Origin of the sequence: Microbacterium sp. NPDC057407, from assembly GCF_042803895.1 — a bacterium.
Taxonomy (GTDB): Bacteria; Actinomycetota; Actinomycetes; order Actinomycetales; family Microbacteriaceae; genus Microbacterium.
This window is the reverse complement of record NZ_JBHVCA010000007.1, coordinates 88,267-108,904: the sequence shown is the minus strand read 5'-3', so window position 1 is coordinate 108,904 and position 20,638 is coordinate 88,267. Positions and strand designations below refer to the sequence as shown.

Sequence of the window (20,638 nt, the reverse complement as noted above, 5' to 3'; positions counted from 1 at the left end):
ACTCGAGAGCATCAACGTGCTCCGGGGTCGGTGAGAATCCGAACCGGCGGTGACAGTCCGCGAGCCAAGGCACCAGCATCCGAACGGATGCCGCCGCGGCCGATCCGGTGCAATTCCGGAACCGACGGTGATGCGAAGAAGCCTGTGCGCAGGAGTCTTCGCTAGTCCGGATGGGAGGCAGCACGGGCGGCGCCACGCGCGCCGCCGATTCCCGTGTCCCGGAGCACCGCGGGTGAGACAGAGGACACGGATGACGGCGACCACGGCAGAGCGCGACGCGATGCGTCGTGCGCTCGAGCTCGCGACGCGCGGCCCCCGCGGGGTGAACCCGCAGGTGGGCGCCGTTCTGCTGTCGCCCGATGGCACGGTCCTCGCCGAAGGCTGGCACCGCGGCGCAGGCACGCCCCACGCCGAGGTGGCCGCCCTCATGCAGCTCGCCCCCGGCGCCGCACACGGTGCGACGGCCGTCGTCACGCTCGAGCCGTGCAACCACACCGGCCGCACCGGCCCGTGCTCCGAGGCGCTGATCGCCGCCGGCGTGGCCCGCGTCGTCTACGCCATCCCCGACCCGAACGCGGTCTCGTCGGGCGGCGCCGAGCGCCTGCGGACGGCCGGCGTCGACGTCGTCTCGGGCGTCCTCGCCGACGAGGCCACGGCGCTGCTCGACTCGTGGCTGACCGTCCAGCGTCTGGGCCGCCCGCACGTCACCGTCAAGTGGGCGCAGAGCCTCGACGGGCGCGCCGCAGCCGACGACGGCACGAGCCAGTGGATCACCGGTCCCGCCGCCCGGGCCGACGTGCATCGCCGCCGCGCCGCGAGCGACGCGATCGTCGTGGGCACCGGCACCGTCATCGCCGACGACCCGTCGCTGACCGCGCGGGAGGACGACGGCTCGCTCTCCCCGCAGCAGCCCGTGCCGGTCGTGCTGGGCGCACGCGGGATCCCGGCGGATGCGGCCGTGCGGCGGCATCCGCTCCCCCTCGTGCAGTACGCGGGCGACCTGCATGCGGCGCTCGACGACCTGCGCGCGAAGGGTGTGCACCGCGTGTTCGTCGAAGGCGGCCCGGCCGTCGCGTCGTCCTTCGTGCGCGAAGGGCTGGTCGACGAGTACCTCGTCTATGTCGCCCCGGTGCTGCTGGGCGGCGACCGGCTCGCGGTGCGCGACGTCGGGGTGTCCACCATCACAGGCGCGCTGCGCCTCACGCCCGAACGCATCGAGAGACTCGGCGACGACCTGCTGATCGTCGCTTCCCCCGCCACCGAAGGAGACCGCTGATGTTCACGGGAATCGTCGAGGAAGTCGGCGAGATCACCGCCGTGGAGCCGTCCGGGGACGGCGTGCGCGTGACCGTCCGGGCGCCGAAGGCGGTGTCGGATGCCGCGCACGGAGACTCCATCTCGGTCAGCGGCGTCTGCCTCACCGTCGTCGACCAGGGCACGGACTGGTTCACCGCCGACGTCATGCGCCAGACGCTCGACATGTCGACGCTCGCCGGCGTGGGGGCCGGACGCCCCGTGAACCTCGAGCGCGCCACCGCCGTCCACGGCCGCCTCGGCGGTCACATCGTGCAGGGTCACATCGACGGCACCGGCGAACTGCTCGAGGTGCGCCCCGGCGCCGAGTGGCGCGTGCTGCGGATCGGCCTTCCCGCCCACCTCGCCCCCCTCGTCGTCGACAAGGGCTCGATCGCCGTCGACGGCGTCTCGCTCACCGTCAGCGCCGCGAGCCCGGCCGCGCCGGCCGACGGCGTGCACTGGTTCGAGGTCTCGCTGATCCCCGAGACGCTCGCCGCCACGACTCTGGGCGCCCGCGTCGCCGGCGACCGCGTCAACCTCGAAACCGACATCCTCGCCCGACACGTTCAGCGGCTGGTCTCCTTCGGGACCCTCCCCGCCGCGACGTCAGAACTCCCCGCGGCTGCGGCCGCACCGACGGAAGGAGGCTCGGAATGAGCCTTGCCACCATCCCCGAGGCCCTGGACGCGATCCGCGCCGGGCGGCCCGTCATCGTCGCCGACGATGAGCACCGCGAGAACGAGGGCGACGTCGTGCTCTCGGCGCAGCTCGCGACGCCCGAGTGGCTCGCCTGGACCGTGCGCTGGTCGAGCGGCTTCATCTGCGCCCCGATGCCCGCCGACTGGGCCGACAGCCTCGACCTTCCGCCGATGGTCGAGATCAACCAGGACGCCCGCGCCACCGCCTACACGGTGAGCGTCGACGCGGCCGACCGCGAGTCGACGGGCATCAGCGCCTCCGACCGCGCGCACACCCTCAACGTGCTAGCCGACCCGGAGTCCACGCCGTCGAGCCTCATCCGCCCGGGGCACATCCTGCCCCTGCGCGCCGTCGACGGCGGCGTGCGCGAGCGCGGCGGCCACACCGAGGCCGCGGTCGAGCTGATGCGCCTGGCGGGCGTGCACCCGGTCGGCGCGATCGCCGAGGTCGTCGCCGAGGACGGGTCGATGATGCGGCTCCCGGGGCTGCTCGAGCTGGGTCAGCGCGACGGGGTGCCGGTCATCACCATCGAGCAGCTGATCGACTACCTCGACGAGCACGAGCCGGTCGAGAGCCAGGCGCACACGCACAAGCGCCGGGTGAGCCTGCGCGCCGAGGCCCTCGTGCCGACGTCGCACGGCGAGTTCCGGTTCCTCGCGTACAAGGACCGGGTCACCGGCACCGATCACGTCGCCGTGGTCTCGGGTGAGATCGGCGACGCGCCCCTGGTGCGCGTGCACTCCGAGTGCCTGACCGGCGAGGCCTTCGGCTCGCTCAAGTGCGAGTGCGGTCCGCAGCTGGATGCCGCGCTCGACGCGATCGAGCAGGACGGCGGTGTCGTCATCTACATGCGCGGGCACGAGGGCCGCGGCATCGGCCTCATCAACAAGCTCCGCGCCTACTCGCTGCAGGAGCGGGGGCTCGACACCGTCGACGCGAACCTGGCCCTCGGCCTCCCCGCCGACGCGCGCGACTACGCCGCGGCCGCCGGCATCCTCGCCGACCTCGGCGTCGACAAGGTGCGCCTGCTGACGAACAACTCCGACAAGGTGAAGCAGCTGCGCGACTTCGGGCTCGACATCGTCGAGCAGGTGCCGCTGTTGGTCGGGGTGGGTCCGAACAACCACCAGTACCTCGCCACCAAGCGCGACCGCATGGGCCACATCATCGACGAGGACGACCTCGCCGACGCCCTCGCGCAGATGCACGAAGGAGCGGAGCGATGAGCGGCAAGGGAGCTCCGGTGCCCGGCGCGCCCGTGGATGCGACCGGTCTCGACGTGGTCGTGATCGCCGGCACCTGGCACGACGAGATCTCCAACGGCCTCATCGCGGGCGCCCAGCGCGCGCTCGACGAGTACGGTGCCACGTGGCGACTCGTTCGCGTGCCGGGCTCGTTCGAGCTGCCGGTCGCCGCGAAGGCCGCGCTCGAGGCGGGGGCGGACGCGGTGGTGGCGCTCGGCGTGATCATCCGGGGCGGGACGCCGCACTTCGAGTTCGTGTCGTCGGCGGCGACGGACGGGCTCACGCGAGTGGCGCTCGACACGGGCAAGCCGGTCGGCTTCGGCGTGCTCACGCTCGACGACGAGGCTCAGGGCATCGCCCGCGCCGGCCTCCCCGGCTCGGACGAAGACAAGGGGTTCGAGGCGGCCGACGCCGCCGTGCGCACCGCGATGGTGCTGCGCGACCTGCGCGGGCAGTGAGGCCGTCCTTGGTGGCGCGGCGCGCCCCGCGGGCTTAGCCTCGGGCGCATGGAGTTCCTTCGCCACCTCGTCCTGCTGTTCCACCTCGTCGGGTTCGCGCTGCTGTTCGGAGCGTGGGCCGTCGAGCTCGTCAACGGTCACCGCGGCATCACGCGGCTGATGCACTGGGGGCTCGCGATCGCCGGTCTCGCCGGCGTCATCCTCGCCGCACCGTGGGGGATCGACTACGAGCTGAACTACGCCAAGATCGGCCTGAAGCTCCTGATCCTCCTCGTGATCGGAGCGCTGCTCGGCATCGGCGCCGGGCGTCAGCGCAAGACCGGCAAGGTGCCGCCCGCGATCTTCTGGTCGATCGGCGTGCTCACGCTCGCGAACGCCGCGATCGCGGTGCTCTGGCGCTGAACGCCCGACACGGATCGAGATCGGATGCCGCGTCCCACGCCGGGCGCGGCATCCGCTCTTCCCGTTCCGGACCGTGCCGCCCACCGCGAAGCTAGACTCGATGCTCGTGCCCGGGTGAACGCACCCGGGTTCCGGTGACCCAGTGCAGCGCCGCCTGATGCGTCACCCTGCATCGGCGGCCGCCCACCTCACATCCCACGAGGATGGACCGCAACGCGTTTCGACAGGTATCCATGTCTTCCCCCAGCTCTGCCGCCGCTGCGACGGCGTCGTCCTCAGCCCCCGCGAATCCCCGCTCCCGCGTCATCACCGCGAGCCTCGTGGGCACCACCATCGAGTTCTACGACTTCTACGTGTACGCGACCGCCGCGGTGCTCGTGTTCCCGATCCTCTTCTTCCCGACCGGCAACGACACGACCGCGCTCCTCGCCTCGTTCGGCGTGTTCGGCGCGGCGATGATCGCCCGGCCGCTGGGCGCCATCGTGTTCGGTCACTTCGGCGACCGCTTCGGCCGCAAGGCCACGCTCGTGGCATCGCTGCTCACGATGGGGATCGCGACGTTCCTCATCGGCTGCCTGCCGACGTACAACGACATCGGCTGGTGGGCGGCGCTGCTGCTGCTCATCCTCCGCCTCGCGCAGGGCTTCGCCCTCGGCGGCGAGTGGTCGGGCGCGGCGCTGGTGGCGACCGAGAACGCCCCGGCGGGCAAGCGCGCCTGGTACGGCACGTTCCCCCAGCTGGGTGCGCCGCTGGGCTTCATCATCGCGAACTCGATCTTCCTCGCCGTCATCCGTCGTCACTGGTGGCACCTGATTCTCGGCACGTTCATCATGCTCGCGACGTACGTGCTGTTCTACCTCATGACGAACTTCACCCTCTCGTACGGCACGAAGGCCGCCGATCTCGAGACGGCGTCGGCGGCGGCGCAGGCGGCGGCAGAGGCGGCCGGCAAGCCGTTCGACGCGGCGACGTTCGCGGCGCAGTTCTACCCGGGACTCGGCTTCGGCTACACCGACTTCGTGATCATGCAGATCATCGGGGTGGTGTTCTTCGGCATCTTCACGCTGCTATCGGGCCCCATCGCCGACGCGGTCGGCCGCCGCAAGCTGCTGCTGTGGGTGACGGGGCTGATCATCGTGTTCGGTCTGACGTTCAACCTGTTCCTGCTGCCGCAGGCCGACCCGAAATTCACCGGCGCCCTGGCGCAGGCGTTCCTCATCTTCCGGGTTCATGCTGATGGGATCGACGTTCGGCCCGATGGGCGCCGTGCTGCCCGAGCTGTTCCCGACGAACGTGCGGTACACCGGCTCGGCGGTGGCGTACAACCTGTCGTCGATCCTCGGAGCGGCCCTCGCGCCGATCGTGGCGGTGGCGCTGTGGGCGGCGACGGGCGGAAGCCCCTGGCTCGTCGGCCTGTACCTCTCGGCGATGGGCGTCCTGACCTTCATCGCGCTGCTCCTCGCGCCCGAGACGAAGGACGTCGACTACGACGCCGACCTGGGAGTCGGAGCCACCGGCTCGCTCTGATCCCGTTCTGAAGAACAGCGGATGCCGCGGCCCTGCGTGGGTCGCGGCATCCGCTGTTCCTCCGGGCCTGCGGTCGGCGCGAGGGGCCGGGGTCGCCGGGCCGGGTTCGGCGTGGCGGGACGGGTTCGGCGCGCGGGGCGCGCGGCACTTTGCGGCATGCGCGGCGTCGCCCGACGCCGCAGTTGCAGGAAACTGCAGCGGTCGCCGACGGCCCGCGGTACATCCCCTCGGGCGCGGCAGCTCACGGCACGCGCGGCAGCTCAAGGCACGCGCGGCAGCTTCCTCCAGCCGCTGCACCTCACGGCAACCGCTGCGTCGCGCGACGCCGCAATTGCAGGAAACTCGCGCGCCTTACGGGGGCACGAGCACGATCGCGAGGATGTGCTGGATCACGGATCCGCGCGGAGCAACCGGCCCGTCATCGTGCACATCCACGCGGGGCGTGCTCGCTGCGGCGAGGTCAGTCGAGGAAGAGGGCGCGCAGGCGCTTCGTGGTGAAGACGAGGCCGATCGCGATCATCACCACGAAGTACAGCACGTGCCACCACATGTCGGGCGTGAGGACCCCCGTCGTCAGACCGCGTACGAGCTCGACACCGTGCCAGAGCGGGAAGGCCATGATCACGTGCTGGACCCAGTCGGGGTAGACCGTGATCGGGTAGAGCGTCGCCGAGAAGAGGAACATCGGCAGCAGGACGAAGTTGATCCAGTCCATGTGCTGGAAGGTCTTCATGTAGCTCGTGACGGCCATGCCGAGGCTGGCGAACCCGAACGCGATGAGCAGCACGGCGGGAATCGCGAGGATCGCGGTCCAGGCCAGGTTGAGCCCGAGCACCTGCATGATGATCATGAAGCCGGTCGCGTACAGCAGGCCGCGCAGCAGCGCGTAGAGGATCTCGCCGAGCGCCACGTCGAGCGGCCCCAGCGAGGTCGCGAGCATCCCCTCGTAGAGCTTCCCGTAGTTGAGCTTGAAGAACACGTTCCAGGTCGAGTCGTAGATCGCGCCGTTCATCGCCGAGACGGCGAGCAGCGCCGGCGCGATGAACGCCGCGTACGACACCTCGACGCCGCTGGAGGTCTCGACGTCGCCGATGAGGCTGCCGAGCCCGACGCCCATCGACACGAGGTAGAACACCGGCTCGAAGAATCCCGACAGCACGACGACCCAGCTCGACGATCGCGCCGCGATCAGTCCGCGCTGCACGACGGATTGGGGATTGCCGGCCCACAGCGCCCGCACGCCGCCGCGCCGGACCGGGGCGTCCGTCGTCGTCGTCACCGCGGTCATTTCGCGAGCCTCCGCTCGAACAGGCGCCGGCCGACGACGAGGCCGCCGATCGCGAGGGTCAGCAGATACACGACGTGCACGACGATGAGGATCGGCGGGCTCGGCTGCCCGTACGTGACGACGCGTCCCAGCTCGGTCGCGTGCCACAGCGGCGAGATCCAGCCGATCCACTCGAGCCAGTCGGGCAGCTCGCGCAGCGGGTAGAAGGTGCCCGAGAACAGGAACATCGGCATGAAGAGGAACCGCTGCACGAGCGCGAACTGGCCCTTGTCGTCTTCGATCGACGCCGCGTAGGCCATCAGCGGCGTGCCGAACGCGAGGCCGCCGAGCAGCGCGATGAAGATCGCCAGCCACGCGGTGCCGGGTCGCATCGCGTCGGGCTGCAGCCAGGCGAAGAACAGCGCGATGAACAGGAAGTACAGCACGACGGTCACGCCCATGCGCGCCCCCGCGCCGGCGACGACGCCGTTGGCGATCTGGCCGGACGACAGCGGCGACGCGTTGAAGCCGTAGAAGTATCGCCGCCACTTGAACCCCGACATCACGGGGTAGGTGAACTCCTCGGATGCCACGGCCACCGCCGACGTCATCAGCAGCGCGGGCGCGACGAAGACCAGGTACGGCACCTCCTGGCCGCCGACCTCGATCGGCGCCTGGATCAGCGCGGCGAGCCCGACCGCCAGTCCGAGCAGGTAGAGCACCGGCTGCCCGAGGGCGCCCACGATGATCGTCCACCCGTAGGCACGCATCGCCCGCACCATGTGCTCGGTGACGTAGTACGAGCCAAGGGTGCGCGGTCTGCGCCCCCACTCCCTCGCTTCGGCACGGAGCTCGTCGAGCCCGTCGTCGGCGGTGACGGATGCCTCGGCCCCCGGCATCCGCTCGTCTCCCGGTCTCGGTGATCGCACGTCGCTCATTCGATCAGCGACCTTCCCGTGAGGCGCAGGAACACGTCTTCGAGGCTGGAGCGACGCACGAGGCTGGTGAGCGGGTGCAGTCCGCGCGAGGTGACCTGCTCGAGCGCCGCCTCGCCGTCGCCGGCGTAGACGAGCACGCGGTCGGGGAGCACCTCGACCCGGTCGCCGATCCCATGCAGCTGCCCGGCGACCTGCTCGTTGCGGTCGGAGCCGAACCGCACCTCGAGCACCTCGCGACTGGAGTGGTCGCGGATGAGCGACGCGGGCGTGCCCTCGGCCATGATGCGGCCCTTGTCGACGACGATGAGTCGGTCGCACAGCTGCTCTGCCTCGTCCATGTAGTGGGTGGTGAGCACGAGGGTCGTGCCGCGCTCCTTGAGGCGGAACAGACGGTCCCACAGCACGTGACGGGCCTGCGGGTCGAGGCCGGTCGTGGGCTCGTCGAGCAGGAGGATGCGCGGGTCGTTGATGAGCCCCCGCGCGATCGTGAGGCGCCGCTTCATGCCGCCGGAGAGCTGGTCGACCTTGCTCTTCGCCTTGTCTTCGAGCGCGGCGAAGGCGAGCAGCTCGTCGGCCTTCTGCGCGCAGACCTTGCCCGGCAGGCCGAAGTAGCGACCGTAGATGTACAGGTTCTCGCGCGCGTTCAGCTCGCCGTCGAGGTTGTCCTGCTGCGGGACCACCCCGAGCCGCGATCGGATCTCGGGCCCGTACCGATCCGGGTCGAGTCCGAGGATCGACAGGTCGCCCGCCGTGCGGGTCGACACCGCCCCGATCATCTTCATGGTGGTCGACTTGCCCGCCCCGTTCGGCCCGAGCAGCCCGAACGACTCGCCCGGTGCCACCTCGAACGACAGCCCGTCGACCGCGAGGAAGTCGGGCTTGCCCTTCACCGGATAGGACTTGACGAGGTTCTTCGCATCGATCACGGGCGCTGGCACCGGACAACCCTAACGCCGCCCGCCGACACGACCGCCGCGATCGACGCGTCAACCGCAGTTGACGACGCCGTGCTCGTCAACTACGGTTGACGACGGATGCCTCGGCCGAGGCATCCGTCACCTCCCTCATACAAGGAGCGACGTGAGCGGCGACGACCTGCGCACCCTCATCGGATCGGCGCCCGAGCGCGAGCCGATCGTCGAGCTGCGCCGGCTGGCCGACGCCCGGACCGAACTCGCGCGGGCCGAGGAGGTCGCGGTCCGGCGAGCCCGCAACCTCGGGTTCTCGTGGCAGGCGATCGCCTCGGCGCTGGGAGTGACGAAACAGGCCGTCCACAAGAAGTACGGTCGAAGGTAACCCCTCCCGACGAACGAGGTTCACCCATGCCCTCCGCCGACACCGCCGACACCGCCGAGGCCGAAGCCGCCGCCCGATCGGCCTCCCCCGCCCGCCCCCCGCGCGGACGCCGAGGCCGCAAGGCCGACGACGGCCCGCGGGCCACGTTCGGACAGCTGCTGCCGTTCCTCTTCGAGCACAAGCGCACACTCGTGGTGGTCGCGGTGCTCAGCATCCTCAGCGCGGCCACGATGCTGGTGCAGCCGCTGCTGGTCGGGCAGGTCATCGACCGCGTGCAGAAGAACCTCGACCTCGGTCTGCTGCTGTGGGCGCTCGCCGGGTTCGTCATCCTCTCGTCGCTGATCTCGGGATGGCAGCACTATCTGCTCCAGCGCACCGGCACGGCGGTGGTCTACTCCAGCCGCCGCAAGCTCATCGCGCGCATCTTCCACCTGCCGATCAGCGAGTTCGACGCCCGCCGCACCGGCGACCTCGTCTCGCGGGTCGGCAGCGACACCACCCTCCTCTACGCGGTGCTCACGCAGGGTCTCGCCGACGCCGTCGGCAATGGGCTACTGTTCGCCGGCGCGATCATCGCGATGGCGCTGATCGACCCGGTGCTGCTGGGCATCATCGTGGTCGTCATCGGCGTCTCGGTCGTCGGGGTCGTCGTGCTGAGCGGCCGCATCCGCACCGCGTCGACCGAGCAGCAGGAGAAGGTCGGCGAACTCGCGTCGGGCGTGGAGCGTGCGGTGGGCTCGATCCGCACCGTGCGCGCGGCGGGTGCGACCGAGCGCGAGGTGGCGGCCGTCACAGAGCGAGCGACCGCCGCCTACACCGTCGGAGTCCGCATCGCGAAGGTGTCGGCCCTCGTCGTGCCGATCGCCGGCATCGCGCTGCAGGTGTCGCTGCTCGTGGTCATCGGCCTCGGCGGATTCCGCGTCGCGACCGGGGCGATCTCGATCGCGAGCCTCGTGACGTTCATCATGTTCCTCTTCATGCTGATCGCGCCGCTGGGGTCGTTCTTCGGAGCCATCACCTCGGTCAACCAGGCGCTGGGCGCGCTCGGCCGCATCCAAGAGGTCCTCGACCTCCCCACCGAGACGCAGCACGACGCCGCGCTCGCCCAGGCCGTGGTGCGCGACGCCCCCACCGCCGACCCGAGCACGCCCGCGCCGGCGGTGGAGTTCCGCGACGTGCGGTTCCGCTACCCCGAAGCGGTCGTCGCCGCCCGGCGCAAGGCCGAGACCGAGGCGATCGCGGTGCTCGAGAACGCACACGTCGACCCCTCGGGGATCGTGCGGGACGAGGCATCCGTCCCCCTCGCCGAAGCGGCGACCGACGCCGACCGCGAGGTGCTGCGAGGAGTGTCCTTCGCGGTGCCGCGCGGCTCCCGCGTCGCGCTGGTCGGACCCTCGGGCGCCGGCAAGAGCACCACCCTCGCCCTCATCGAGCGCTTCTACGACCCCACCGGCGGGGCGATCCTGCTCGACGGCGTCGACGTCCGCGCGCTCGACCGCGCCGACCTGCGCTCGCGCCTCGGGTATGTGGAACAGGATGCCCCGACCCTCGCCGGGACGATCGGAGACAACCTCCGCCTCGCCTCTCCCGACGCCTCCGACGCCGAGTGCGAAGCGGTCCTGCGAGCGGTGAACCTCGGCGAGGTGCTCGACCGCGACCCGCTGGGCCTCGACGCCGCGGTCGGCGAGAGCGGCGTCATGCTGTCGGGCGGCGAGCGCCAGCGACTCGCGATCGCACGCGCGCTCCTCGCGGCCCCGCCGATCCTGCTGCTGGACGAGTCGACGTCGTCGCTCGACGGCCTGAACGAGCAGCGCATGCGCGAGGCGATCGACGCGGTCGCCGCCGGGCGGACGCTCATCGTGATCGCGCACCGCCTCTCGACCGTGGTCGACAGCGACCTCATCGTCGTCATGGAGCACGGTCGGGTCGTCGGGCAGGGCACGCACTCCGAGCTCATCGCGTCGACGCCGCTGTACCGCGACCTCGCGAAGCACCAGCTGCTCGTCTGACCCCCGTCCGCCACGAGCCCGAGCTCATCCCGATCGAGTCGCCAAGACACGCCGATCATCCGCGTCCGCGTCGGCGTGTCTTGGCGACTCGACACCAGCGGGGCCGGGCGAAGGGCATCCGGATCAGGCGCGCTGGAGGCGGTAGCGCAGCGCAGCGAGCTCGGCCCACAGCGGCGCGGGCACGCGCCCGTCGAAGGTGCGGTAGAACTCCTCGGTCAGGTCGGCCTCCTGCATCCACAGGGCGGGGTCGACCGCGAACAGCTCGTCGAGGTCGGCCTGCGGCACGTCGATGCCGTCGAGGTCGAGGTCCTCGGTGCGCGGCAGGCGGCCGATGGGGCTCTCGAGAGCCGGCACCTCGCCGTCCAGGCGGCGCACGATCCAGTCGATCACGCGCGCGTTGTCGCCGAAGCCGGGCCAGAGGAACCGGCCGTCGGCGCCCTTGCGGAACCAGTTCACCTGGAACACCCGCGGCGCACGGTCGAAGCGCAGCTTCTGCCCCACCTTGAGCCAGTGGCCGAAGTAGTCGGCCATGTTGTAGCCGCAGAAGGGCAGCATCGCGAAGGGGTCGCGGCGCAGCTCGCCCACCGTGCCCTCGGCAGCGGCGGTGCGCTCGGACGAGATGTTCGAGCCCATGAAGACGCCGTGGGTCCAGTCGGTGGCCTCGACCACCAGCGGCACGTTGGTGGCGCGGCGTCCACCGAACAGGATCGCGTCGAGCGGCACGCCCTGCGGGGCGTCCCAGTCGCCGGCGATCTGGGGGCACTGCTCGGCGCGGACCGTGAAACGCGAGTTCGGGTGGGCGGCGGGACGACCGGATGCCGGGGTCCACGGCTTTCCCTCCCAGTCGATGAGCTCCGCCGGCGGTTCGTCGGTGAGCCCCTCCCACCAGACGTCGCCGTCGGGGCGCAGCGCGACGTTCGTGAAGATCGTGTTGCCCCACAGGGTCTCCACCGCGGTGACGTTGGTCGACTCCCCGGTTCCCGGCGCGACGCCGAAGAAGCCGGCCTCGGGGTTGATCGCCCAGAGTCGGCCGTCCTCGCCGGGTCGGAGCCACGCGATGTCGTCACCCAGGGTCTCCACGCGCCAGCCGGGGATCGTGGGGCGGAGCATGGCGAGGTTCGTCTTGCCGCACGCGCTGGGGAAGGCCGCCGCCAGGTGGTACGCCCGCCCGGCGGGGTCGATGACGCGGATGAGCAGCATGTGCTCGGCGAGCCAGCCCTCGTTGCGGCCGATGACCGACGCGATCCGCAGCGCGAAGCACTTCTTGGCGAGGATCGCGTTGCCGCCGTAGCCCGAGCCGAACGACCAGACCTCGAGCGTGTCGGGGAAGTGCACGATGTACTTCTCGTCGTTGCAGGGCCAGGCGACGTCCTGCTCGCCGGCCTGCAGCGGCGCCCCCACCGAATGCACCGTCTTCACCCACGGCGCACCCGCGGCGATCTCGCGGAGCACCTCGGTGCCGACCCGCGTCATGATCTCGATCGAGGCGACGGCGTAGGCGCTGTCGGTGATCTGCACGCCGATGTGCGACAGCGGACCGCCGACCGCGCCCATCGAGAACGGGACGACGTACATCGTGCGGCCCTTCATCGACCCCTCGAACAGCGGGGTGAGGGTGGCGCGGATCTCGGCGGGGTCGATCCAGTTGTTCGTCGGACCGGCGTCCTCCTCGCGCTCGGAGGCGATGAAGGTCCGCGCCTCCGTGCGGGCGACGTCGCTCGGGTGCGAGCGGGCCAGGTACGACCCCGGACGCCACTCCGGGTTGAGCTTGATGAGCTTGCCCTCGTCGACCATCTCGCGCAGCAGCGCGTCGTTCTCGGCACGCGATCCGTCCACCCAGTGGATCCGGTCGGGCTGCGTGAGCGCGGCGATCTCCTCCACCCATGCGCGCAGGTCGGCCATGCCCTCGCCCTGGATGGCGGGCAGATCGCCGTACGTGCGTCCGACCCCGGGTCGTGCGGGGGCGGATCCCGCCGGGCGGCTGAAGATGTCGGCAAGGGCCATGGTGGTCGCTCCTCCTCGATTCGACGTTCAGATCGTCGTCCTCCTCTACTTTCCCCGCCTTATCCGCACTCTTCCTCGCGTCATACGCGTCAAGAGTTGCGATTCTTTCGCTATCCTCAAAGAATGCCGCCGACGTCGCTCGAACTCTCGACCCTGGGCCACCGCATCCGCCACCAGCGCATCGCGCACGGCTACACGCTGGACGAACTGGGTGAGATCGTGGGCGTCGCGGGCAGTCAGCTGAGCCTGATCGAAAACGGCAAGCGCGAGCCCAAGCTGTCTCTGCTGCAGGCCATCGCGACCGCCACCGGGGTCGAGGTCGCCGATCTGCTGTCGTCCGAGCCGCCGAACCGGCGCGCCGCCCTGGAGATCGAACTGGAGCGGGCGCAGGCCGGCTCGGTGTTCCGCCAGCTCGGCATCGCGCCGGTGAAGGTGACGAAGGGCATGAGCGACGAAACGCTCGAGTCGATCCTCGGCCTGCATCGCGAGCTGCAGCGTCGCGAGCGCGAAGCCATCGCGACCCCCGAAGAGGCCCGACGCGGCAACACCGAACTGCGGCTGCGGATGCGCGAGCTCGACAACTACCTGCCCGACATCGAGAAGCTGGCCGAGAAGCAGCTCAAGGCCGCCGGGCACGTATCCGGCGCCCTCACGCACCGCACCGTGAGCATCATGGCCGAGAAGCTCGGGTTCGAGCTCATCTACGTGAGCGACCTGCCTCATTCGACCCGATCGGTGACCGACCTCGAGAACGGCCGCATCTACCTGCCCCCCGCCTCCATTCCGGGCGGGCACGGCCTGCGGTCGATGGCGCTCCAGGCGATGGCGCACCGGCTGCTCGGACACGAGCGCCCCACCGACTACGCGGACTTCCTGCAGCAGCGCCTCGAGATCAACTACTACGCCGCCTGCTGCCTCATGCCCGAGACGGCGTCGGTGGCGTTCCTGCAGCAGGCGAAGAAGGACCGCAACCTCGCGGTGGAGGACTTCCGCGACGCCTTCGGCGTGACGCACGAAGCGGCCGCGATGCGCCTGACCAATCTGGCGACGAAGCATCTCGGCATCCGTCTGCACTTCCTGCGTGTCGACGGCTCGGGCGCCATCACGCGCGTCTACGAGAACGACGACCTGCCGCTGCCGATGGACGTCACCGGCGCCGTCGACGGGCAGATCGCGTGCCGCAAGTTCTCGGCCCGCTCCGCGTTCTCGGAGCAGAACCGCACCACCGAGCACTACCAGTACACCGACACCCCGGCAGGCACCTACTGGTGCTCGACCCAGACCGGGACGACGAGCGAGGGGGAGTTCTCGATCACGGTCGGGGTGCCGTTCGACGACGCGCGGTGGTTCCGCGGCCGCGAGACCCAGAAGCGCGCGTCGTCGACGTGCCCCGACGAGTCCTGCTGCCGCCGGGCTCCCGCCGAACTCACCTCGCGCTGGGCCGGCAAGGCGTGGCCGAGCGCACGGGTGCACATGCAGATGTTCTCCCCGCTCCCCCGCGGGGCCTTCCCCGGGGTCGACGACAACGAGGTGTACGCGTTCCTCGACCGCCACGCCTGACCCCGGCCCGTCCCCGGCGGTGGGTACGCTCGGAAGCCTCACGCCGCACACACGAGGAGCGCCGATGACCCGGACCGTCCGCACCGACGTCATCTCGGCGGTCGTGCTCGCGGCCGTCGCCGTCGTCGTGCTGTTGGTCGGCGACGGCAAGCCGTGGCTCGGGCTTCCCGTGACGGCGACCTTCGTGCGGCCGCCGGAGGCGCCGACGGGTTCGCCCGTGGAGCTCGCGACGGCCGAGGCATCCGTCTCCCTCGCCGTCGTCCAGCTGCCCGATGCCGTCGCGATGCTGCTGCTGTTCCTGGCGGGGCTGCGCGCGCTCTCGCTGGTCGCCGCGGTTCGGGCCCGGCGCCACCGCGCGATGCACGCCGACCGTCACACGACCCGCTGGATCGAGTACTCGCAGGTCGGCGGCGTCGTCACGTTCCTCGTCGCGCAGCTCAACGGCATCACCGCTGTGACCTCGCTCGTGCCGCTCTACGCGCTCGGTGCGGCCGGCGGGATGCTCCTGTGGCTGCACGACCGGCGCACGGCGACCGGCCGCGCCGGTCTGTGGGCCTTCGGCTTCGGGGCGGCGATCGCGGTCGTGCCGTGGGGCGTCATCGCGTTCGCGCAGGTCGGCGGCGGACTCGTCGAGGTGGGCCCCGGCATCCTGATCCGCATCGTCACGATCGCCGCGCTGCTCGCGCTCGCCACGGTGTGGGTGGGCGTCTGGGTGCTCGGGCGCGGCGAGCGCACCCCCGAGATCGGCACGCGGGTGGACCGGATGCTGGCGCTGACCATTCCTCTCGCGCCGATCGTGCTCGCGGTCGGTGTGGCGGTCGGGTGACGGGCGAAGACGTGACCGTGGAGGCCGACGCCCCGCCGCTCCCCGGCCGGGCGGTGATCGAGCAGCGCTGGAGCGGCGCGGTGTTCCTGCACTGGCGGGTGCCGCCGCAGGCGGTGGAACGGATGCTGCCATCCGGCGTCCGCCCCGACACGTTCGACGGCTCGGCCTGGGTCGGTCTCGTGCCCTTCGTGCTGTCGGACTTCCGGTTCCTGCCGCTGCCCGCGGTGCCGTTCCTGGGGACGTTCGCCGAGATCAACGTGCGCACGTACGGCGTCGACGATGCCGGACGGCGCAGCGTCGTGTTCCGCACGCTCGAGGCGGAGCACCTGCTGCCGGTGCTGGCCGCACGGGCGCTGTTCGGGCTGCCCTACCGCTGGGCGCGCATCGGTGTCCGCTCCCGTGGCGACGTCGTCGAGTACCGGTCCCGCCGTCGCCGCGTCGACGGCCGATCGACCGGCCCGGGCACCCGGATCGCCGTGCGGCTGGGCGAGGAGCCGGCCGACACCCCGCTGTCGAGGTTCCTCACGGCCCGATGGGGCTTCCATGAGACCCATCTCGGCGCGACCCGCTGGGCCGCGAACGAGCACGTGGCCTGGCCGCTGGTGGAGGCCGAGCTGCTGAACCTCGCCGACGACCTCGTCCGCGATGCCGGGCTCGGCGACCTCGCGCTGAGGACACCGGATTCCGTGCTCGCGATGCCCGCGCAGCATCCGGGATTCCTCACGCGCTTCGCCGCGCCCGTCCGGATCGCGTGAGGCGAGCCGGTCGGGGGTTCGCACGGTCGGGCGCTGCAGATCCCTGCGAGCGCGGCGTCGCACGACGCAGCGGTTACAGCAACCTGGCGCGGTCGACCCGCGACGCCGACCGCGACGCCGACCGGGACGCCGACCTGGACGCCGACGCCTAGAGCAGGATCACGGTCGTCCCCGGAGCCGGGGCCGCTGACGACATCGTCGCGAGCGCGGCGGGCGCCTCGTCGAGGGTGATCGTCCGGCCCACCAGCGCCGCCGGGTCGAGCGTCCCGCGGGCGATCTCGTCGAGCATCGCGGGATACTCGTGCGCCGACATGCCGTGACTGCCGAGCAGTTCGAGCTCCAGCGCCAGGATGCGCCCGACGTCGACCGGCGGGTCGGCGTCGTCGCCGGCCAGCAGCCCGACCTGCACGTGCCGGCCGCCGGGCCGCAGGCACGAGACGCCCCGACGCACGAGGGAGGCGCGACCGATCGCCTCGATCACCGCGTGCGCACCGCCCGAGGTCGCGGCGCGCAGTCGCGCGTCGAGGTCGGGGACGGTCGCGTCGACGAGCTCGTCGGCGCCGAGACGCGCCGCCAGGTCGAGCGCCGCGGGTGACACGTCGACCGCCACCACCCGCGCGCCGCGCGCACGCGCGACGAGGAGGGCCGCGAGCCCCACGCCGCCGCACCCGAAGACCACGACCTGCTCGCCCGCGGCGACGCGCGCCCGGCTCGCGACCGCACGGTACGCGGTCGCGAACCGGCACCCGAGGCTCGCGGCGGTGGCGTCGTCGATCGCGTCGGGCACCGCCACCAGGTTGACGTCCGCATGGTGGACGACGACCAGCTCGGCGAAGGACCCGTCACGGTCGAAGCCGGCCTGGGTCTGGTTCGGGCAGATGCTCTGGCGCCCCTCGGCGCACGTCTCGCACGTGCCGCACGCGTTCACGAACGGCGCGGTCACCCGCGCCCCCGGCGTCCAGCGGCGGACCTCGTCGCCGACCGACGCGATCGTTCCGACGAACTCGTGCCCGGGCGTGTGCGGAAGCGAGACGGTGTCGTCGTGCCCCTGCCAGGCGTGCCAGTCGCTGCGGCACACCCCGGTCGCGGTCACGCGGATGACGGCGCCGTGCGCCGGCGCGACCGGTTCGGCGACGTCGACGACGGTCGGGGGCTCGGTGAACGCCGAGAAGCGGACGGCTCGCATCCGGCCATCCTTCCACGGCCGCTCCGGCAGGTGACGGGGGAACGAAGGGCGGCGGGACGCGCGGGTCGTGTCGGCGGATGTCGCGGCGGCGGCGTAGCCTCGAAGGGTGACCCCCGAACTCGCCGCCCGCATCGTCGCGGACTCCCGCGATCGGGTCGCGTGGGTGCGGGCGCGCTCGCGGGGGATCACGGCCACGGATGTCGCGACCCTGACCTCCGACCGGGCGATCGCTCGCGCCGCCGACGCCAAGCTCATGGGCTCGGGCTTCTCGGGCAACGCCTACACCGCCCACGGCCGCGCACGAGAGCCCGAGATCGCCGCGTGGGTCGCCGCGACCCACGGCATCCGTCCCTCGTCGGCGCTCTTCCACGCCGTCGTCGAGAAGCGGCACCTCGCGACACCCGACGGCATCGCGGTCGACGTGTCCGGACGCATCGTGCTCGCCGAGATCAAGACGACGAACAAGTCGTGGCGCAGCATCCCTCGTTCCTACCTTCGTCAGGTGTGGTGGCAGCAGCATGTGCTCGGCGCCGAGCGCACGCTCGTCGCGTGGGAGCAGCACGACGGCTTCGTCCCCGTCGACGACGAGCCGCGGTCCGCGTGGGTCGACCGCGACGACGCCGAGATCGCCAAGCTCGTGAGACTGGCGACCGCGCTCATCGACGAGCTCTACCACCGCACGACCCGCGGGCGGGCGCCGGTGGAACGGATGCCGCAGCCCGCCGCCCCGCGTCAGCCCTTCCGCGCCCTCGCCCTGGCCGACTGACCGCCGTCCGCGGCCGCGTGCACGGTCAGGCCAGCGTCGTCACGATCTTCGCCGCGGCATCCCACACGCGAAGCCCGGTGGCCGCGCCCTCGACCTCGGGCGCCGCCACGGTCTGGAGCACCTCTCCGAGCCGCTCGATCGGGACCGAGCGCGCGAGCGTGACGTGGGGCGTCCAGCGGTCGCGGCCGGTGTTGGCGTAGCGGGGCTCGGGCGCTCCGAGGCGCTCGGCGATCTCGTGGTGCAGCCGCAGGAGCGCGGCCGACACGACGACCTGGCGGGCCACGACAACGCGCCGGGAATGGCGGAACAGCACGATCCCGCCGAGGTGGAGCGGCAGAGGGAGCAGCTCTTGGACCCCGGCGAGTGCGGCGATGTCGAGGTGATCACGCACGGCGAGCGTGAGGTGCGGACGGTTGCTCGGCGAGGGGTTGCGCCCGGCGTGGGGCAGGCCCGCCGCGTCGAGTCGCGCCCAGTCGGCCCGCACGGCGGCATCGACCGCGGCGTCCGGCACCAGTTCGACGCTGAGCATGAGCCCATCCTCCCCCACGGGAATAGTTGACGTGCATCAACTATTGACCATATAGTTGACTGAACTCAACTGTTGATCGATGTCAACTTTCGCGCCGACGGCGTCGCGGCTTCTTCATCCCGCTCACCCCGAAGGATTCACATGACAGCACCCGCCACCGCGCCCGCCTCGGCCGTCGCCTCCCCGATGGACGTTGAAGAGAAGCGTCGGCGTCGCCGCGTGCTGCAGGCGCTCACCGGCCTGCTGCTCGGCATGTTCGTCTCGATGCTGGCCTCGACCGTCGTGTCGACGTCGCTCCCGGTGATCGTCCACGACCTGGGCGGCGACCAGGCCGCGTTCACCTGGGTCGTCACCGCGACGCTGCTCACCACCGCGATCTCGACCCCGATCTGGGGGAAGCTGGCCGACCTTTTCAACCGCAAGCTGCTCATCCAGCTCGCCATCGTCATCTTCGTGCTCGCGACCGCGGCCGCGGGGTTCTCGCAGGATCCGGGAACGCTCATCGCCTTCCGCGCCGTGCAGGGCATCGGCGCCGGCGGTCTCGCCGCACTCAGCCAGGTCATCATGGCCGACATCATCAGCCCGCGTGAGCGCGGCCGATACATGGGCCTCTTCGGCGCTGTCATGGCCGTCGCCACCGTCGGCGGACCGCTGCTCGGCGGGTTCATCACCGACACCATCGACTGGCGCTGGAACTTCTTCATCGCGCTGCCGTTCGCCGTCGCCGCGCTCGTGATCATGCAGCGCACGCTCCACCTGCCGCGCCGTCCGCGCACCAAGGCGCGCATCGACTACGTCGGCATCGTGCTGCTGTCGACGGCGGTCTCGCTCCTCCTCGTCTGGGTGACCAACGCCGGTCACGACTACGAGTGGTGGAGCCTCGAGACGGTCCTCATGGTCGGCGGTGCGCTCCTCGCGGCCGTCGTGTTCGTGATCGTCGAGCTGCGCTCGAAGGAGCCGCTCGTCCCGCTGACGCTGTTCCGCAATCGCACCTTCACCCTCGCCGTGATCGCGTCGATCTCCATCGGCATCGCGATGTTCGGCACCTCTGTGTTCCTCAGCCAGTACATGCAGCTCGCGCGCGGCGCGACCCCGACCGAGGCGGGACTCATGACGATCCCGATGATCGGCGGCCTGCTTTTGGCCTCGGTCGTGATCGGCGGCCTCGTGACGCGTCACGGCCACTGGAAGCCGTATCTCGTCGTCGGTGGCGTGCTGCTGATCGCCGGCTCGTTCCTGCTGTCGACCATCCACTACGACACGAACTTCGCTCTCGTGTCGCTCTACATGTTCCTGCTCGGCGCCGGAGTCGGCATGACGATGCAGAACCTCGTCCTCATCGTGCAGAACACCGCCGACCCCAGCGAGATCGGCGTGGCGAGCTCCGGAGTGACCTTCTTCCGCAGCCTGGGCGGCACGATCGGCGTGTCGGTCATGGGCGCCACCCTCGCCACCTCGGCGGCCGACCTCTTCCTCGACCGCAAGGACGCCATCGGCACCGCTCTGATGAAGCTCGGACAGGAGGGCGCCGCCATCGGCGAGCAGCTGCAGTCGGGAACGATCCCGCAGGTCTCGGCGCTGCCCGAGTCGATCCGCGTCATCGTCGAGGACATCTACGCCACCGCGATCGCCCACTCGTTCCTCATCGCCGTGCCGCTGGCCGTCATCAGCCTGGTCGCGATCATCTTCCTCCCGAACACACCGCTCACCCGCATGACGACGAGCGAGCGGGTGCAGGCGATCGAAGCCGACCTGGCGACGGTGTCGACCCCCGAGGGGATGGCCGCCCTCGAGGCGACCGGCAGCGTGGCGGTTCCGGATGCCGCGGCCGAGGCATCCGGTCACGCCAGGCGCCGCCGCCGCGGCTAGTGTCGAT

At 71.2% G+C, this 20,638-nt stretch carries 18 protein-coding genes and 1 pseudogene; 13 read left to right on the top strand and 6 right to left on the bottom strand.

Translation table 11 applies throughout. The features are described 5' to 3' along the window. The first annotated feature begins 250 nt into the window (after positions 1-250). The 6 genes and pseudogenes from ribD (at position 251) to ACFUTX_RS15745 (ending at position 5,626) form a co-directional block, all read left to right on the top strand. Positions 251-1,276 (top strand): bifunctional diaminohydroxyphosphoribosylaminopyrimidine deaminase/5-amino-6-(5-phosphoribosylamino)uracil reductase RibD, encoded by a 1,026-nt coding sequence (ribD, locus tag ACFUTX_RS15770; RefSeq protein ID WP_378866793.1) that lies wholly within the window; start codon positions 251-253, stop codon positions 1,274-1,276. After that, positions 1,276-1,953: a riboflavin synthase gene (locus tag ACFUTX_RS15765; RefSeq protein ID WP_378866790.1), complete on the top strand. Its 678-nt coding sequence runs from the start codon at positions 1,276-1,278 to the stop codon at positions 1,951-1,953. The genes ribD and ACFUTX_RS15765 overlap by 1 nt, the downstream gene beginning before the upstream one ends. After that, positions 1,950-3,221 carry a GTP cyclohydrolase II gene (ribA, locus tag ACFUTX_RS15760; protein ID WP_378866787.1) on the top strand — a complete coding sequence of 424 codons (1,272 nt, stop codon included), beginning with the start codon at positions 1,950-1,952 and terminating at the stop codon, positions 3,219-3,221. Before ACFUTX_RS15765 ends, ribA begins: the two co-directional genes overlap by 4 nt. After that, the gene (ribH, locus tag ACFUTX_RS15755; protein ID WP_378866784.1) at positions 3,218-3,697 is read left to right on the top strand and encodes a 6,7-dimethyl-8-ribityllumazine synthase; all 480 of its coding nucleotides are present in this window, start codon (positions 3,218-3,220) and stop codon (positions 3,695-3,697) included. Before ribA ends, ribH begins: the two co-directional genes overlap by 4 nt. Before the next feature lie 48 nt (positions 3,698-3,745). Beyond that, positions 3,746-4,099 (top strand): Fe-S protein, encoded by a 354-nt coding sequence (locus tag ACFUTX_RS15750; RefSeq protein WP_378866781.1) that lies wholly within the window; start codon positions 3,746-3,748, stop codon positions 4,097-4,099. Between the two features lie 233 nt (positions 4,100-4,332). Then, positions 4,333-5,626: pseudogene (locus tag ACFUTX_RS15745) on the top strand (MFS transporter). A 460-nt stretch (positions 5,627-6,086) separates the two neighbouring features. Here the strand turns inward: ACFUTX_RS15745 and ACFUTX_RS15740 are convergent. Genes ACFUTX_RS15740 through ACFUTX_RS15730 form a run of 3 tightly spaced genes read right to left on the bottom strand, consistent with a single transcriptional unit; the run spans position 6,087 to position 8,769 of the window. After that, on the bottom strand, positions 6,087-6,914 hold the full coding sequence (locus ACFUTX_RS15740; protein WP_378866778.1) for an ABC transporter permease: 828 nt from the start codon (positions 6,912-6,914) through the stop codon (positions 6,087-6,089). Beyond that, positions 6,911-7,792 carry an ABC transporter permease gene (locus ACFUTX_RS15735; protein ID WP_378866833.1) on the bottom strand — a complete coding sequence of 294 codons (882 nt, stop codon included), beginning with the start codon at positions 7,790-7,792 and terminating at the stop codon, positions 6,911-6,913. Before ACFUTX_RS15735 ends, ACFUTX_RS15740 begins: the two co-directional genes overlap by 4 nt. 35 nt (positions 7,793-7,827) lie before the next feature. After that, complete coding sequence (locus ACFUTX_RS15730; RefSeq protein WP_378866775.1) at positions 7,828-8,769, bottom strand: ABC transporter ATP-binding protein; 942 nt, start codon at positions 8,767-8,769, stop codon at positions 7,828-7,830. A 142-nt stretch (positions 8,770-8,911) separates the two neighbouring features. Between ACFUTX_RS15730 and ACFUTX_RS15725 the strand changes: the two genes are divergently transcribed. Then, entirely contained in the window at positions 8,912-9,127 is a 216-nt protein-coding gene (locus tag ACFUTX_RS15725; protein ID WP_378866772.1) for an AsnC family protein, read from the top strand. A 26-nt stretch (positions 9,128-9,153) separates the two neighbouring features. Further along, positions 9,154-11,136, top strand: a complete 1,983-nt coding sequence (locus ACFUTX_RS15720; RefSeq protein ID WP_378866769.1) for an ABC transporter ATP-binding protein — start codon at positions 9,154-9,156, stop codon at positions 11,134-11,136. Positions 11,137-11,259: 123 nt separating this feature from the next. Here the strand turns inward: ACFUTX_RS15720 and ACFUTX_RS15715 are convergent, their stop codons facing one another. Then, entirely contained in the window at positions 11,260-13,140 is a 1,881-nt protein-coding gene (locus tag ACFUTX_RS15715; protein ID WP_378866766.1) for a phosphoenolpyruvate carboxykinase (GTP), read from the bottom strand. A gap of 123 nt (positions 13,141-13,263) precedes the next feature. Here ACFUTX_RS15715 and ACFUTX_RS15710 point away from each other — a divergent pair, with 123 nt between their 5' ends. The 3 genes from ACFUTX_RS15710 (at position 13,264) to ACFUTX_RS15700 (ending at position 16,281) form a co-directional block, all read left to right on the top strand. After that, positions 13,264-14,700, top strand: coding sequence for a helix-turn-helix domain-containing protein (locus tag ACFUTX_RS15710; RefSeq protein ID WP_378866764.1), 1,437 nt, complete (start codon positions 13,264-13,266; stop codon positions 14,698-14,700). 64 nt (positions 14,701-14,764) lie between these two features. Beyond that, positions 14,765-15,526 (top strand): hypothetical protein, encoded by a 762-nt coding sequence (locus tag ACFUTX_RS15705; RefSeq protein WP_378866762.1) that lies wholly within the window; start codon positions 14,765-14,767, stop codon positions 15,524-15,526. Further along, complete coding sequence (locus tag ACFUTX_RS15700) at positions 15,523-16,281, top strand: YqjF family protein (protein WP_378866759.1); 759 nt, start codon at positions 15,523-15,525, stop codon at positions 16,279-16,281. The genes ACFUTX_RS15705 and ACFUTX_RS15700 overlap by 4 nt, the downstream gene beginning before the upstream one ends. A gap of 148 nt (positions 16,282-16,429) precedes the next feature. Here the strand turns inward: ACFUTX_RS15700 and ACFUTX_RS15695 are convergent, their stop codons facing one another. Beyond that, complete coding sequence (locus tag ACFUTX_RS15695; RefSeq protein ID WP_378866756.1) at positions 16,430-17,467, bottom strand: zinc-binding dehydrogenase; 1,038 nt, start codon at positions 17,465-17,467, stop codon at positions 16,430-16,432. A gap of 106 nt (positions 17,468-17,573) precedes the next feature. On the opposite strand from ACFUTX_RS15695, the gene ACFUTX_RS15690 reads away from it, so the two are divergent. Further along, positions 17,574-18,233, top strand: coding sequence for a YqaJ viral recombinase family protein (locus ACFUTX_RS15690; protein WP_378866753.1), 660 nt, complete (start codon positions 17,574-17,576; stop codon positions 18,231-18,233). A 25-nt stretch (positions 18,234-18,258) separates the two neighbouring features. Here the strand turns inward: ACFUTX_RS15690 and ACFUTX_RS15685 are convergent, their stop codons facing one another. Continuing rightward, entirely contained in the window at positions 18,259-18,762 is a 504-nt protein-coding gene (locus ACFUTX_RS15685) for a 2'-5' RNA ligase family protein (protein WP_378866750.1), read from the bottom strand. Between the two features lie 186 nt (positions 18,763-18,948). On the opposite strand from ACFUTX_RS15685, the gene ACFUTX_RS15680 reads away from it, so the two are divergent. Further along, positions 18,949-20,631, top strand: coding sequence for an MDR family MFS transporter (locus ACFUTX_RS15680; protein WP_378866831.1), 1,683 nt, complete (start codon positions 18,949-18,951; stop codon positions 20,629-20,631). Positions 20,632-20,638: the final 7 nt, after the last annotated feature.

Coding starts and splice junctions, on each gene's coding strand:
- ribD (WP_378866793.1), top strand. CDS start 251: ATGACGGCGACCACGGCAGAGCGCGACGCGATGCGTCGTGCGCTCGAG.
- ACFUTX_RS15765 (WP_378866790.1), top strand. CDS start 1,276: ATGTTCACGGGAATCGTCGAGGAAGTCGGCGAGATCACCGCCGTGGAG.
- ribA (WP_378866787.1), top strand. CDS start 1,950: ATGAGCCTTGCCACCATCCCCGAGGCCCTGGACGCGATCCGCGCCGGG.
- ribH (WP_378866784.1), top strand. CDS start 3,218: ATGAGCGGCAAGGGAGCTCCGGTGCCCGGCGCGCCCGTGGATGCGACC.
- ACFUTX_RS15750 (WP_378866781.1), top strand. CDS start 3,746: ATGGAGTTCCTTCGCCACCTCGTCCTGCTGTTCCACCTCGTCGGGTTC.
- ACFUTX_RS15740 (WP_378866778.1), bottom strand. CDS start 6,914: ATGACCGCGGTGACGACGACGACGGACGCCCCGGTCCGGCGCGGCGGC.
- ACFUTX_RS15735 (WP_378866833.1), bottom strand. CDS start 7,792: ATGCCGGGGGCCGAGGCATCCGTCACCGCCGACGACGGGCTCGACGAG.
- ACFUTX_RS15720 (WP_378866769.1), top strand. CDS start 9,154: ATGCCCTCCGCCGACACCGCCGACACCGCCGAGGCCGAAGCCGCCGCC.
- ACFUTX_RS15715 (WP_378866766.1), bottom strand. CDS start 13,140: ATGGCCCTTGCCGACATCTTCAGCCGCCCGGCGGGATCCGCCCCCGCA.
- ACFUTX_RS15710 (WP_378866764.1), top strand. CDS start 13,264: ATGCCGCCGACGTCGCTCGAACTCTCGACCCTGGGCCACCGCATCCGC.
- ACFUTX_RS15705 (WP_378866762.1), top strand. CDS start 14,765: ATGACCCGGACCGTCCGCACCGACGTCATCTCGGCGGTCGTGCTCGCG.
- ACFUTX_RS15695 (WP_378866756.1), bottom strand. CDS start 17,467: ATGCGAGCCGTCCGCTTCTCGGCGTTCACCGAGCCCCCGACCGTCGTC.
- ACFUTX_RS15685 (WP_378866750.1), bottom strand. CDS start 18,762: ATGCTCAGCGTCGAACTGGTGCCGGACGCCGCGGTCGATGCCGCCGTG.
- ACFUTX_RS15680 (WP_378866831.1), top strand. CDS start 18,949: ATGGACGTTGAAGAGAAGCGTCGGCGTCGCCGCGTGCTGCAGGCGCTC.